The 14,713-nt window shown below is 58.2% G+C and carries 10 protein-coding genes; 5 read left to right on the top strand and 5 right to left on the bottom strand.

Annotated elements, in window-relative coordinates:
* The first annotated feature begins 3 nt into the window (after nt 1-3).
* The 4 genes from ACTJK5_RS14420 (at nt 4) to ACTJK5_RS14405 (ending at nt 6,849) form a co-directional block, all read left to right on the top strand.
* Nucleotides 4-1,275, top strand: coding sequence for an O-antigen ligase family protein (locus tag ACTJK5_RS14420; protein WP_440612758.1), 1,272 nt, complete (start codon nt 4-6; stop codon nt 1,273-1,275).
* 117 nt (nt 1,276-1,392) lie between these two features.
* On the top strand, nt 1,393-2,154 hold the full coding sequence (locus ACTJK5_RS14415; RefSeq protein WP_335323713.1) for an ImuA family protein: 762 nt from the start codon (nt 1,393-1,395) through the stop codon (nt 2,152-2,154).
* The gene (locus ACTJK5_RS14410) at nt 2,069-3,586 is read left to right on the top strand and encodes a DUF6504 family protein (RefSeq protein ID WP_335323714.1); all 1,518 of its coding nucleotides are present in this window, start codon (nt 2,069-2,071) and stop codon (nt 3,584-3,586) included. The genes ACTJK5_RS14415 and ACTJK5_RS14410 overlap by 86 nt, the downstream gene beginning before the upstream one ends.
* Nucleotides 3,583-6,849 carry an error-prone DNA polymerase gene (locus ACTJK5_RS14405; RefSeq protein WP_440612757.1) on the top strand — a complete coding sequence of 1,089 codons (3,267 nt, stop codon included), beginning with the start codon at nt 3,583-3,585 and terminating at the stop codon, nt 6,847-6,849. Before ACTJK5_RS14410 ends, ACTJK5_RS14405 begins: the two co-directional genes overlap by 4 nt.
* A gap of 51 nt (nt 6,850-6,900) precedes the next feature.
* Here ACTJK5_RS14405 and ACTJK5_RS14400 read toward each other — a convergent pair whose 3' ends face one another.
* The 5 genes from ACTJK5_RS14400 to ytfQ all read right to left on the bottom strand — a co-directional run bounded on the left by ACTJK5_RS14400 (nt 6,901) and on the right by ytfQ (nt 12,331).
* Nucleotides 6,901-7,632 (bottom strand): FadR/GntR family transcriptional regulator, encoded by a 732-nt coding sequence (locus tag ACTJK5_RS14400; protein WP_111847082.1) that lies wholly within the window; start codon nt 7,630-7,632, stop codon nt 6,901-6,903.
* A gap of 21 nt (nt 7,633-7,653) precedes the next feature.
* A complete protein-coding gene (gene yjfF, locus ACTJK5_RS14395) occupies nt 7,654-8,634 on the bottom strand; it encodes a galactofuranose ABC transporter, permease protein YjfF (protein ID WP_312804543.1) in 981 nt (326 codons plus the stop codon).
* The gene (locus tag ACTJK5_RS14390) at nt 8,631-9,674 is read right to left on the bottom strand and encodes an ABC transporter permease (protein ID WP_440612756.1); all 1,044 of its coding nucleotides are present in this window, start codon (nt 9,672-9,674) and stop codon (nt 8,631-8,633) included. Before ACTJK5_RS14390 ends, yjfF begins: the two co-directional genes overlap by 4 nt.
* Nucleotides 9,674-11,197, bottom strand: coding sequence for a sugar ABC transporter ATP-binding protein (locus tag ACTJK5_RS14385; protein ID WP_116493546.1), 1,524 nt, complete (start codon nt 11,195-11,197; stop codon nt 9,674-9,676). Before ACTJK5_RS14385 ends, ACTJK5_RS14390 begins: the two co-directional genes overlap by 1 nt.
* A 174-nt stretch (nt 11,198-11,371) precedes the next feature.
* Nucleotides 11,372-12,331: a galactofuranose ABC transporter, galactofuranose-binding protein YtfQ gene (ytfQ, locus tag ACTJK5_RS14380; protein WP_062441680.1), complete on the bottom strand. Its 960-nt coding sequence runs from the start codon at nt 12,329-12,331 to the stop codon at nt 11,372-11,374.
* Between the two features lie 495 nt (nt 12,332-12,826).
* On the opposite strand from ytfQ, the gene ACTJK5_RS14375 reads away from it, so the two are divergent.
* Complete coding sequence (locus ACTJK5_RS14375) at nt 12,827-14,638, top strand: IlvD/Edd family dehydratase (protein ID WP_062424148.1); 1,812 nt, start codon at nt 12,827-12,829, stop codon at nt 14,636-14,638.
* Nucleotides 14,639-14,713 lie beyond the last annotated feature (75 nt).

The following is a 14,713-nucleotide window of genomic DNA, read 5'->3' as shown; positions in this document are numbered from 1 at the left end:
GCCATGCGGATTGCGAAATCGGCACTGATCGATCCTGACAGAAACGGGCTCTACGGAACGGCGGCAGTCGCGCTGTCCTTCTTCGTCTTCGCCTATTCGTCGAAGTTCGGCCAGGTTTCGATCCTTGCCTATTACGCCATCTGGCTGCCTCTGGTCGTCGTGGATTATCGCCGGGTGCTCGGCAATTACACCCGCTACTTCTGGATTTTCGCCTTCGGCATTCTGGCCGTGCTGTCGAGCTTCTGGTCGGACGCCATGTCCGTCAGCCTGCGCGCCTCCATTCAGTACATGACGCACATCGTTTGCGCGCTGATTGCCATGCGCGTCATATCGATCAAGACGCTGACGCGCGGGGCGCTGATCGGCATTACCATCGTTCTTCTCTATTCACTGCTGTTTGGAACCTATCTTTTCGATGCGCTGGATGGCACGACCAGCTTCGTCGGCGCATTCTCTTCCAAGAACCAGTTGGGCTTCTATGCCTCGCTTGGCGTCCTCTTTGCCGCAGCTTCTGTGCTTGTGCTGCGCCAAAGAGGTTTGTGGCTGCCGATCGCGGGCGTTGCCGGTCTGATCTCGGCCTACAGCCTGCTTGCATCGCAATCGGCAACATCCGCGATCACCACTGCAGCCGTCGTCATCATGATGGCGGGTCTGCTGCCGCTCTGGGCCTTATCCCCTGGCAATAGGAAGATGCTGTTTTTTGCAGCCGTTGGCTTGGGCGGTCTGTTTGTCGTGGCCGCGCTACAGTTCGGCCTCTTCGACGCGATCCTCGGTGTCTTCGGCAAGGACACAACACTGACAGGACGCACCTATCTCTGGCAGCAGGGGATCGAGGCGGCCAAGCGGGCGCCAATTTTCGGTGTCGGTTATCAAGGCTTCTGGGTGCCGGGCTTTTCCGATGCCGAAAGGCTCTGGGACGATTTCTTCATTTCCGGTCGCAGCGGCTTTCATTTCCACAACACCTATATTGAGGTGGTGGTGGAGAACGGTTTCGTCGGTCTCATTCTGCTTGTCATCCTGCTCTACGGCACGCTTTTGGGTCACTTGCGGTCAATCCTCATGCGCAATCAGGATCCGCAGGCGCTGATCCTGTTTTCGCTCTGCGCCCTGTTTGTCGTCCGCTCTTTCGTCGAGATCGACATTATTTTCGCATACCAGATCGGCTCGTTCATGCTGTTTTACGCGGCTGGCAAACTCTGCCTGCCGCGGCGCACCCCTGCGGTCACATCGCCCTTCTTGGCAGGTATCGCGGTACGGCCATTGGCCGGGAGATAAAGGAATCGTCCACCTCTCCACAGGAGTCCGGCTGACTCGTGTTGACTCTTTTGTGAATCTAGAACAAAAAGTGAACATTAGTTTTTTAGCGTGGAATGCTCTGAGAAGTTTCGTGTCATGCAGAAGCGCGCAGAACAGCTTGTCGTGGAGGAATTGCGAGAAAGGCTGGAGAGGATCACCCAAGGTCCTGCCAGACAGCAGCAGACTCTGCCCTTCAATATTCCAGCCATAGATGGGCGTCTTCCCGGCCAAGGCCTGAAGCTTGGCAGCCTGCATGAGGTGAGCGGCGGCGGAAATGGTGCCGTGGACGGTGCAGCGTCAGCGCTCTTCTGTGCGGGGATCGCTGCCCGGTTGAAGGGCAAGATTCTTTGGTGCGTGACCCGTCCCGATCTCTTCATGCCTGCTCTCACACAGGCAGGACTTTCGCATAACCGGCTGATCATCGTCGAATGCCGCGACGAAAAGGGCGTGCTGGATTGTTTCGAGGAGGGGCTTCGCTGCAACGGCTTTGGTGCGGTGATCGGTGAAGTGTCGAAGCTGCCGATGAACATGTCGCGGCGTCTGCAACTGACGGCGGAAGCTTCGGGCGTGGCAGCCATAGCGCTTCGCCGCTGGCGTCATGTGAGCGGTGTCGCCGATTTTGGTCAGCCGACCGCCGCCGTCACCCGATGGCGCATTTCCATGCGTCCCTCCACCCCGCTGCCGGTACGCGGGGTAGGGCGGTCACGCTGGTTTGTAGAATTGCTGCGTGTTCGGGGCGGCGAACCTTTTGAACTGGAAGTGGAAGCCTGTGATGCAGAGGGTCGTCTCGCTATACCTGCCGACATGGCAGACGGATCGATACCGCAGGATGCTTGGGGACGAAGCGCCGCCGGTTGAAACTCCGGTCGTCATGATCGCCCGCCAGGGAAGCCGCCGGCTCGTGGCTGCTCTGAATAGTGCCGCGCTGAAGGCGGGCTTGCGCCCCGGCATGCCGGCCAGCAAGGCGCAGGCCATTCTACCAGGCCTTATTGTCGAAGACTTGAAGCCGGTGGAGGATGCAAAAGCCCTTGAGGATCTGGCCTTCTGGTTTCTACGCATCTATGCCCCCATCGTCGCGCCGGATACGCCCGATGGGCTGGTGCTCGATACGACAGGGGCCGATCACCTGCATGGCAATGAAAGACTGATGCTGACGGGAATGATCAATCGCCTGCATGCGCTGGGTTTTACGGCGCGTGCGGCAATTGCCGAAAGCTGGGGCGCGGCTCACGCGCTTGCCCGTTTCGGGCGCGAAGCCGTCACCATTTTACCTGAAGGCAGCGTGCGAGAAGCGCTCGCGCCTCTCCCGCTTGCCGCCCTGCGGCTGGATGCACATCTGGTCAATGAGCTGAAGGTCCTGGGCTTTCGCCGCATCGGAGAATTGGCAGCTGCGCCGCGCGCGCCGATCACCTTGCGGTTCGGACCGGAGGTTGGGCGCAGGCTGGATCAGGCTCACGGTATCCTGTCGGAACCGATAGAGCCGGTCCGCGTGGCGGAACTGGTAACCGTGCGCCGCTTCTTTCCCGAACCGATTGCTGCTGCAGAAACCATTGCAAAATACGCTCGAAAGCTTGTGTCCGACCTCTGCCTGGATTTGGAGAAGCGGGGTTTAGGTGCGCGTCGTGTCGATCTCGTTTTCCATCGTGTTGATAGTGGTGTACAGGCCATTCGGGCCGGAACCTCCAAACCCGCACGCGATAGCAAGCAATTGTCGCGCCTTCTGACCGACCGTATCGAGACGATCGATCCGGGTTTCGGCATCGAGAAGATGACGCTGACGGCGACCCATGCCGAGCCGCTTCTTGCCGGGCAGACGCGCTCCGTTCTTCTGGATGAGGCGGGAGGCGATATTGGCGAGGCTGTCGATATCATCCTCAATCGAGGCCACAAGGTCTATCGCTATGCCGCCGTTCAAAGCGATGTGCCGGAACGCTCCGTTCAAAAGATACCAGCAGAGGCCACGGAAGATGCACCCGGTTGGCCGGAACATTGGCCGAGGCCGGTGAGGTTGTTGTTCAAGCCGGAGCCAATCCAGACGGTGGCGCTCTTGCCCGATCATCCTCCCCGAAACTTCACATGGCGCGGGGTACGTCACATCGTCAAGCGGGCCGACGGGCCGGAGCGCGTCTTTGGCGAATGGTGGAAGCGCGATCGAGAGCTCTCGGCAGTGCGCGATTATTTCCGTGTCGAAAACGAGAGCGGCGAGCGTTTCTGGATCTTCCGTTCCGGCGATGGCGAGCACACAGAGACCGGCTCTCTGGAGTGGTTCATGCATGGATTTTTCGCATGAGTCCGGGTGTTCGTTATGCCGAACTGCAGGTCACCTCGCATTTTTCCTTTCTGCGTGGCGCCAGTTCCTGTGAGGAGCTTTTTGCTCAGGCGAAAGCGCTCGGCATAGAGGCACTGGGCATTGTCGATCGGAACAGCCTCGCGGCCATTCCTCGCGCGCACAAGATTGCGAAAGAGCTTGAGCTTCGGCTGGTGGTCGGCTGCAGGCTGGATCTGGTGCAGGATGTCTCCGTGCTGGTCTATCCCACGAACAGAGAGGCTTATGGTCGGCTGTGCCGACTGCTGACATTCGGTAAGAGAGACGGCAAGGCTGGCAAGTGCTCACTCACATGGAGCGATCTGGTTGCCTATGGCGAAGGGCTGATCGTGGTCCTCCTGCCGGATGAGACGAGTGAAGGGCTTGCCAGCCATCTACGCAGGATTAAAGCGGACTTTGCCGATCGCGCCTATGTGGCGATGAGCCTGCGCCGCCGGCCCAATGATGCGCTGCGCCTGCATGAGCTTTCGCAGATGGCAGCGCGCGCTGGCGTGGCAACGGTCGTCACCAATGACATTCTTTTTCACGAGCCTGGTCGTCGCATGCTTCAGGACGTCGTCACCTGCATTCGCCACAACTGCACCATTGACGATGCCGGCTTTCGGCGGGAGCGACATGCCGATCGCTATCTGAAGCCGCCGGAGGAAATGTACCGGCTTTTTTCTGCCTATCCGGATGCGTTGGAAAACACACTGAAGATCGTGAAAAAGTGCCGGTTTTCCCTCTCGGAATTGGAATATCAATATCCGGACGAGCGGCAAGTTCCGGGGATGACAGCACAGGAAGCGCTGGAAAAGTTCGTCTGGGAAGAAGCGCCGAAGCGCTATCCCGATGGCGTGCCGGAGAAGGTGGAGAAGACGCTGCGGCATGAATTGGCCATCATCGCCAGAAAGAAATACGCAGCCTATTTCCTGACCGTCAACAAGATTGTCCGGCAGGCGCGAGACATGAAAATCCTATGCCAAGGGCGGGGATCTGCGGCCAACTCCGCCGTATGCTTTGTTCTCGGCATCACCGCAATTGATCCAAAGGAAAGCGACCTTCTATTCGAACGCTTCGTCTCCGAAGACCGTGACGAGCCGCCGGATATCGATGTCGATTTCGAACACCAGCGGCGGGAAGAGATCATTCAGTGGATCTACGATCATTACGGGCATGACAAGGCAGCGCTTTGTTCTGTGGTCACCTGTTATCGCGGCAAAGGTGCGATCCGCGACGTGGGCAAGGTGCTTGGTCTTCCCGAAGACCTGACCAAGCTCATGTCCTCGCAGATATGGTGGTGGACGGAAGGCACCGGCGAGAAGCACGCCAAGGAATTGAACATCAATCTGGAGGATCGACGCGTCAGGTTGGCCTTCGATCTCTCGCGCCAACTCATCGGCACGCCCCGCCATTTCAGTCAGCACCCGGGCGGCTTCGTCTTGACCCATGACCGGCTGGACGAACTCGTCCCCATTCTTCCAGCAGCGATGGAGGATAGGCGGATTATTGAATGGGACAAGGACGACATTGAAATCGTCGATTTCATGAAGATGGATTGCCTGGCACTCGGCATGCTCTCCTGCATGCGAAGGGCCTTCGAGATGCTGACGGGGCGCAATGGCGAGGAGTTTGGGCTGACCAGCATAAAGAACGACGACGGGCCGACCTACGACATGATCTGCAAGGCCGATACGATCGGCACGTTCCAGATCGAAAGCCGGGCGCAGATGTCGATGTTGCCCAGGCTGAGACCGAGGGAGCTTTACGATCTGGTCATTCAGGTCGCAATCGTGCGGCCGGGTCCGATACAGGGCAATATGGTCCATCCCTATCTGAAGCGGCGCCAAGAAATAGCAGAGGGTAAGACGATCGTTTACGAACATCCCACCCTCGAAAAGGTTCTTCGCAAAACGCTTGGCGTTCCGTTGTTTCAGGAACACGCCATGCGCATTGCCATCGACTGTGCCGGCTTTACCCCCAGCGAAGCGGATAAGCTGAGAAGAGCGATGGCGACATTCAAGAATGTCGGAACCATCAAAGATTTTGAAAAGCGGCTGATCGGCGGACTGATCGAAAACGGTTTCAGCGAAGAGTTTGCCAAAAGGCTCTTCGCGCAGATCCAAGGCTTCGGCAGTTACGGCTTCCCAGAAAGCCATGCTGCCTCCTTTGCCTTGATCGCCTATGCATCGGCATGGGTGAAGTGCCACCATCCCGATATCTTCTGTGCGGCGCTGTTGAACTCCCAGCCCATGGGATTTTATGCACCGGCACAGCTTGTTCGCGATGCGCGCGATCATGGGGTCGTGGTCCGGCCCGTTTGCGTCAATGCCAGCCGCTGGGATTGTACGCTCGAGGAAAAGACTGCACCGGACCGCGAAGCTGTGAGGCTGGGCATGTGCCTCGTGAAAGGCTTGTCCAACAAGCATGCAGCAGCGATTATTGCATGCCGGGAGGAGCGACCTTTCCAGTCTATAGACGATCTGTGGAGGCGAGCAGGGGTACCTGTTTCAACACTGGTATGTCTCGCGGAGGCGGATGCGTTTCTAACCGCGTTCGGACTTTCGCGCCGTGAGGCGCTTTGGGCCATCAAGGGGTTGCGGGATGAGCCACTACCGCTCTTTGCCGCTGCCGCAGCGAGAGAAAACACCTTGATCGAGGAGTTGCAGGAGCCGGAAGTCAACCTGCTGCCCATGACCGCGGGCGGAGAGGTTGTGCAGGACTATGGTCATGTGGGCCTGACGCTGCGAGACCACCCCATGAGCTTCCTACGCCAGGATCTCGCGCGACGTCGGATCGTGACATGCGCTGAGACGCTCAAGACGAATGACGGTCGCTGGCTGGAGGTCGCTGGTCTCGTGCTCGTGCGGCAGCGCCCTGGCTCGGCAAAGGGCGTCATCTTCATGACGCTTGAAGACGAGACCGGCATTGCCAATGCCGTCGTCTGGGTGAAGACCTTCGAGAAATACCGCCGTGTCATTCTGTCGGCGGGTATGGTGGGGATTTACGGCAAGCTTCAGCGTGAAGGCGAGGTCGTGCATGTCGTCGCACACCGCATCACCGATCTGTCGGATGTTCTGAGAAGTGTCGGCGAAAGGGATAAGCCGTTTCCGCTACCGCATGGTCGCGGCGACGAGTTTCACCATGGGATACCGAGGACGCGTGACAGACGCGGCTTGCCGCCGAGATCAGCTCTTCAGGAGAGCGATGACGATCACATCACCGTCAAGGGCCGCAACTTCCATTGAAGAGCCACAACGCGCCTTCGTTGCAAAATCGAGTGACGCTCTCGCGACGCTTCACGTGAGAGTGGAGTTCTTGATCCGATCTTTGCCGACTTCGATCACGTGCCGCATCGCCTTTACGGCGGCGGTCTCATCGCGTGCCGCAATGGCATGGACGATGCGCAAATGGTTGGCGGCAATCTCCGCGATGGTGGCCGGAGCAGAGGCTGGCGACGATAGCTTGAAGGAGATGGCGAGTGCCGCCTCAATCAGACCGCTGGCAGAACGCATGAAGGGATTGCCGGAAATGCTGGCAACGGCCAGATGGAATTCCAGATCGATCTTGGCAATGCTTTCGGCGGTATGGGCAGGGTTGTCGAATTTCGCCGCGATCGCGTAGAGCGCGACGATATCTTCACTGGATGCATGCCGAGCAGCCGCTGCCGCCGCTGCCGGCTCAAGCGCCAGGCGAATTTCGGCCAGATGCTCGATGAACTCAGGATCGAGCCCTGCCTCGCAGCGCCATCCCAGCACATCCGGGTCAAAGAAGTTCCAGCTCGATTTGTCGAGAACGCGTGTCCCGACTTTCGCTTTGGCTTCCACCAGCCGCTTTGCGGCCAGCGTTTTCATCGTCTCTCTGAGAACGGTCCTCGATACGCCGAAGCGAAGCGAGAGTTCTGCATCGTTGGGAAGAAGGGAACCCTCCGGTATCCGGCCCGAAACAATAGCGCTGCCAAGTTCCGCCACGACGTGCGCATGGCTGTTGCGCCGCTTTCGTCCCGATATCGTGTTTTCCAGTAGCCCCAACAACTATCTCCCTCGCTGATGTTATGCCGGGTGAGCCGCCGCCATTCTTCTGTTTGAGTACCAGATGATTGTGCGTTGCAAAACGATGAATATGAACAGAAGTATGCCGATGACGATTTTCGTCCACCAGGATGACAGTGTTCCATCAAAAACGATATAGGTCTGAATGAGGCCCTGGATCATCAAGCCGATGAAAGTGCCGGCAACGAGGCCTGTTCCGCCTGTCAGCAGCGTCCCGCCGATCACCACGGCAGCAATCGCATCCAGTTCAACGCCGACGGTTGCCAGAGAGTAGCCGGAGGAAGTGTAGAGCGTGTAGACGATGCCCGCGAGACCGGAGAGAAAGCCGGACAGCGCATAGATACCGATCGTGGTTTTAGCGACGGGTACACCCATCAGTTCCGCCGATTGCTGGTTTCCACCAAGTGCGTAGACATTGGCACCGAAGCGGGTGCGGGCTGCCACCAATATGCCGACTGCAAAGACAATCAGCATCAGGATGGCAAGCGCCGTCAATCGACCGCCACCCGGCACACGAATATAGAAGCCCTGGATGGCATCGATGACCGGATGGGAGATCGGGACGGAATCGGTCGACATGAGATAGGCGGCCCCGCGTGCCAGAAACATGCCCGCGAGGGTGACGACGAAGGGCGGGATTGCGAGAAAGCGGATCATCGCGCCCATCAGGCTGCCAAAAATCGTGGCGATGACGAGTACCGCCGCGAAGGCAACGAGTGGATGAACACCATATCCGTTGACGAGCACGGCGACGAAAACGCTGGCAAAGGCGATGACCGAGCCGATCGATAGATCGATGCCGCCAGACAGGATCACGAATGTCATGCCGACGGCCGCAATGCCGAGAAACGCATTGTCGGTCAAAAGATTGCCGATGACCCTTGTGCTGAGAATGCCCGGATATTGGGAAACGCACAGGGCATAGGCAATGATGAAGATCGCCAGCGTGGTGAAGAAGGGAAGGTTGCGTGTGTGTATCATCGCGCAGCTTCTCCTTTGTTTGTGGTGGGCGCCGGTGCCGCCGGGCTTGGTTTTTTCGGCGTCCTGGTAAAGCCGAGCAACGTGACAAGTGCCGGCGATTGAAGCGTCAGAACCACGATGATGATGCCTGCCTTGATGATCAGGTTGAATTCGGGCGGGAAGCCTGAGACGAGAATACCGGTATTGATCGTCTGGATGATCAGTGCGCCGATGAGCGACGCGGTGATCGAGAAGCGACCGCCATTGAGCGACGTGCCGCCGATGACCACCGCAAGGATCGCATCGAGTTCAAGCCAGAGACCAGCATTGTTGGCATCCGCACCACGAATGTCGGCGGTCACGATCATGCCGGCGATGGCGGCACAAAGGCCTGAAATCGCGTAGACGAAGAATAGCAGGAAGCGGGCGCGAACACCGGCAAGTGCGGCGGCGCGGCGATTGATGCCGGTTGCCTCGATCAGGAAGCCGAGCGCGGACTTGCGCACCAGAAGACCGATAAGAATGGCACTCGCCACCCAGATCACCACAGGCAGTGGAGCGCCTGCAAAGGACCCAGACCCAATGGCGGCAAAGCTGTCATTGTTGAAGGTCAGGATGACGCCTTCGGTGATCAGCTGTGCAATGCCGCGGCCGGCAACCATGAGGATGAGGGTTGCAATGATCGGTTGGATGTCGAGGACGGCGACGAGAATGCCGTTCCATATGCCGCAGGCGATGCCGACTGCCAATGAGACGGCAATCACGACGGGAATGGAATGCCCGGCACTGATCAGCGTGGCTGCAACCGCACCGCAAATGGCGATGACCGCGCCTATGGAGAGATCGATACCCTTGGTGGCAATGACCAGCGTCATGCCGATCGTCAAAAGCGCCACGGGTGCGGCGCGCACCAGAATATCGATAAGGCTGCCATAGAGGCGTCCATTCTGCATCGAGACGTTCAGGAAGCCGGGCGATATCACCGTAATGGCGGCTAGAATGATGAACAGCGCAATGAACTGCGGTGCCAGTCTCTTCAATTTCAACGTTATGCTCTTCATCACGCGGCCTCCGTGCGGGCGGAGGTCGCAATCGCCTTCATGATGTTTTCTGCAGTCACGTCGGATCCCTTGAGTTCTTCAACATGGCGACGGTCCGACAGGACGATGACGCGATGGGCGACCGCCGTCAGTTCTTCCAGCTCCGACGAAATGACGACGAGCGACATGCCCTCCTGGCAGAGCTTCTCGATCATCTTGAGGATTTCGGCGTGTGCACCAATATCGATGCCGCGCGTCGGCTCATCAAGAATGAGGAGGCGAGGCTCGGTTGCCAGCCAGCGGGCAAGGATTGCTTTCTGCTGATTGCCGCCGGAAAGGAACTTGATCGGACGTTCACGATCGGCGGGACGAATGTCGAGCGACTTGATGAAGTCGTCGGCAAGCGCTGCCTTCTGACGCTTGGAAATCGGGCGCATCCAGCCCTGACGGGCTTGCAGGGCAAGCGCGATGTTATCGGCGACGGAAAAATCGCCAATAATGCCGTCCGTCTTCCGCTCTTCAGGACAGAAGCCGAAGCCCTGGTCGATGGCCGCTTCCGGTGATTGGATGGACACCTGCTTGCCATCGATGGTCGCTGTTCCGCTTTCCGGCTTGTCGATGCCAAAGAGAAGGAAGGCGGTTTCGCTGCGGCCTGAACCGAGGAGCCCTGCAATGCCGACTACTTCTCCCGGACGAATATCAAGATCGAAGGGTTCGACGCTGCCGCGCTTGCCATAGCCTTGAAAACGGATGGCAGGCGCCCCTTCGACCACATCATTGTCGGAGGGCTGTCGGTTATGGGTGACATTCTGCAATTCGCGCCCGAGCATCATGGAAATGAGCTCGCCTCTCGGAAGCTCCGAAATGGTGCGCGTGCCCACCAGTTTGCCATTGCGCAGGACCGTAACGCGGTCGGCAATGTCGTAAACCTGGTTGAGGAAGTGGGTGATGATGACGATGCCAAGACCCTCGGCGCGAAGCTGTCTCAGCACCGTGAAAAGCATCTCGACTTCATGCGCGTCGAGGCTGGCTGTCGGCTCATCCAGAACGAGCACCTTGCCGGAGAGATCGACGGCGCGCGCAATCGCAATGATCTGCCGGATGGCGACCGAATAGCTGGAGAGCAGGGCATTGACGTCGATGGTCAGGCCATAGCGACCAAGCAGCTTCTGGGCCTCGTCGCGCATGGTGCGCTTGTCGATGAGGCCGAAGCGGCGCGGCTGGCGGCCGAGAAAGAGATTTTCGGCAACGGTCAGGTTTTCCAGGAGATTAACCTCCTGGTAGACGGTGCCAATGCCAAGCGCCTGGGCTTCACCGACATCGGCTGGGGAAATCTCGTCGCCATCGAGGCGCACTGTTCCTTTGTCGCGGGTGTAAACGCCGGTCAGGATCTTGATGAGCGTGGATTTGCCGGCACCATTTTCGCCGAGCAGCGCATGGACTTCACCGGCACGAAGGGTGAAATCGACATTGTCGAGAGCGGTTATGCCGAGGAAGGACTTACCGATGGCACGTGCTTCCAGAAGGGACGGTTGTTCGGACATTCTGAAGCATTCCATTGAAGAAAAAGCGTGAATGGAAACGGTGCTGAAGCACCGTTCCGATCGCCTGTTCCGATATGAGGCATGTAAAGCAAAGAACCAGCGGCACTCTGCAATGCGCAAGAACGGAAGCGTTTGGATATCTGGGGTGAAGCGGACTTCACCCCCAAACCGGTCTTAGTAGCCGAGGCCTTTCTTTGCCTCGTAGACCTTCATCGGATCGTCAGACGCCGTATAAAGCTTGGATTCCGTCTGGATCCATTTCTTCGGCTCTTTCTTGTCCTTGAGGTAAGCGTCAAGTGCATCGAAGGCAGGACCAGCCATGTTCGGCGTCAGTTCGACCGTTGCGTTCGCTTCACCGGCAGCCATGGCCTTGAAGATATCCGGAACGGCGTCGATGGAGACGACCTTGATGTCTGTGCCGGGCTTCAGACCAGCTTCCTTGATCGCCTGGATCGCGCCGACAGCCATATCATCATTGTGGGCGTAGACAGCGCAGATGTTCTTGCCGCCATTTTCAGCCTTGATGAAGCTTTCCATGACTTCCTTACCCTTGGTGCGGGTGAAGTCGCCGGTCTGCGAGCGCGTGATCTTGATGTTCTTGTGCGAAGCGATGGCTTCTTCGAAGCCCTTCTTGCGGTTGATGGCAGGCGAAGAACCGGTCGTGCCCTGAAGTTCGACGACATTGCAGTCCTTCGAACCGACATCCTTGACCAGCCAGTCGCCGGCAACCTTGCCTTCGTGAACCTGGTCGGAGGTCACAGCGGTCAGGTAGAGGCTGTCTGGAGCTTCGATCTGACGGTCAAGAAGAATAACAGGAATGTTTTCTTCCTTGGCTTCTTTCAGAACTGCGTCCCAGCCGGTGGCGACGACAGGGGCAATCAGAATGGCATCGACGCCCTGGGCGATGAAGCCGCGAACGGCCTTGATCTGGTTTTCCTGCTTCTGCTGCGCATCGGCAAATTTCAGAGTGATGCCACGCTTTTCAGCCTGTTGCTTGGTGACGGTGGTTTCTGCAGCGCGCCAGCCCGATTCGGAGCCGATCTGCGAAAAGCCGACGGTGAGCGACTTTGCGGATACGCCAGAAGCCAGGCATACGGAAAAAGCGACGGTAACCGCCGCGAGTGCTTTTTTCATCTTTAATCCTCCCAGAGATGATGTCGGCTGACGGGGCGATATGAGCATATAGTATTATCTTTGAAAAGCGATTTTTTGCTTCGGATCGCTACTCAGCTTGAAATAGAACGGGTCATTCTAAATAAAGATAATTAGATTCAATGGGATAATTTAGTAATATTTTTTCAGCGGCATTGCCGCGTCTGTCTTTGCGTTCCTTGACAATTGCGTTCATCCCGAAATAGTAATACGAATATAAAGAACAATCTGCGGCATTGACCGTATTCCTCAATTGCCGCAGATCAGGCAAGGGATGAAAAAGATTGAGGCGGGAGGAATCGTGCGAATCGTCAGCGAGAGTTTGGACGCAGTGGAAGGTTTGGGCAGATGTCCGCCTTGCCAGATGTCGTCGTCTCCGCTACGCGTCTGCGTGGTCCCATTGTCGACGCTTCACCATGAATTCGTCGCACTCCCGTTGACCTACCCGTTCGCCACTTCCGGCTGGAGACCATTATCATGACAGACTCGAAGAATTTGACCGCCCCACAAGGCAAGCTGCGTTCGCGCGCATGGTTCGACAATCCCGCAAATGCCGACATGACGGCGCTCTATCTCGAGCGTTACATGAATTTCGGTCTGAGCCAGGCCGAGCTTCAGTCGGACCGCCCGATCATCGGCATCGCGCAGACAGGTTCCGACCTTTCGCCTTGCAATCGCCATCACCTCGAACTGGCGAACCGCCTTCGTGAAGGTATCCGCGAAGCGGGCGGCATTGCTATCGAGTTCCCGGTTCATCCGATTCAGGAAACCGGCAAGCGCCCGACTGCCGGTCTCGACCGTAACCTTGCCTATCTGGGCCTCGTCGAAGTGCTGTATGGCTATCCGCTCGATGGCGTCGTTCTGACGATCGGCTGCGACAAGACGACGCCTGCCTGTCTTATGGCGGCGGCCACCGTCAACATTCCGGCGATTGCTCTGTCCGTCGGCCCGATGCTGAATGGCTGGTTCCGCGGCGAACGCACCGGCTCCGGCACCATCGTCTGGAAGGCTCGCGAACTTCTGGCGAAGGGCGAGATTGATTACCAGGGCTTCGTCAAACTCGTTGCCTCCTCCGCGCCGTCCACCGGCTACTGCAACACCATGGGCACGGCGACCACGATGAACTCGCTGGCCGAAGCGCTCGGCATGCAGCTTCCGGGCTCTGCCGCGATCCCTGCACCGTATCGCGATCGCCAGGAAATCTCCTATCTCACCGGTCTTCGTATCGTCGAGATGGTCAAGGAAGACCTGAAGCCGTCTGACATCATGACCAAGGATGCCTTCATCAACGCCATCCGCGTCAACTCGGCAATCGGTGGTTCCACCAACGCGCCGATCCATCTGAACGGTCTTGCACGCCATGTCGGCGTCGAGCTCACCGTCGATGACTGGCAGACCTATGGCGAAGAAGTTCCGCTGCTCGTCAACCTGCAGCCGGCTGGCGAATATCTCGGCGAAGACTACTATCACGCCGGTGGCGTTCCGGCCGTCGTCAACCAGTTGATGGAACAGGGCCTCATCATGGAAGACGCCCTGACGGTCAACGGCAAGACGATCGGGGAAAACTGCCGTGGTGCGATCATCGAAGACGAGAAGGTCATCCGTCCTTACGATCGTCCGCTGAAGGAGCGTGCAGGCTTCCGCGTGCTGCGCGGCAACCTCTTCTCTTCCGCCATCATGAAGACCAGCGTTATCAGCCCTGAATTCCGTCAGCGCTATCTCTCCAACCCGAACGATCCCGAGGCTTTCGAAGGCCGTGCTGTCGTCTTCGACGGTCCGGAAGATTATCACCACCGCATCGACGATCCGTCGCTCGGCATCGACGCGCAGACGGTTCTGTTCATGCGTGGCGCCGGCCCGATCGGCTATCCAGGTGCGGCAGAAGTCGTGAACATGCGTGCTCCCGATTACCTGCTGAAGGAAGGTGTCAACTCGCTACCGTGCATCGGCGACGGTCGTCAGTCCGGCACGTCGGGCAGCCCGTCGATCCTCAATGCCTCGCCGGAAGCGGCAGCAGGTGGCGGTCTTGCCATCCTGCAGACCGGCGACCGCGTTCGCATCGATGTGGGCAGAGGCACCGCCGATATCCTGATCTCGCCGGAAGAACTGGCGAAGCGTCATGAGGCGCTGAACGCTCAGGGTGGCTACAAGTATCCGGATCACCAGACGCCTTGGCAGGAAATCCAGCGCGGCATCGTCGGACAGATGGAAACGGGTGCAGTGCTCGAGCCAGCCGTAAAGTACCAGCGCATCGCCCAGACCAAGGGTCTTCCGCGCGACAACCACTAAAACATGGTCCGATGTGCCGGAGCGATCCGGCACATCATTCCTCGCCGCCGGTTGTTACTTAGCCGGCCGCTTTTC

It is taken from the genome of Agrobacterium sp. 22094, assembly GCF_052046015.1.
GTDB lineage: Bacteria > Pseudomonadota > Alphaproteobacteria > Rhizobiales > Rhizobiaceae > Agrobacterium > Agrobacterium cavarae.
The sequence above is the reverse complement of the archived record's forward strand: the minus strand, read 5'-3'. Positions and strand labels throughout refer to the sequence as shown.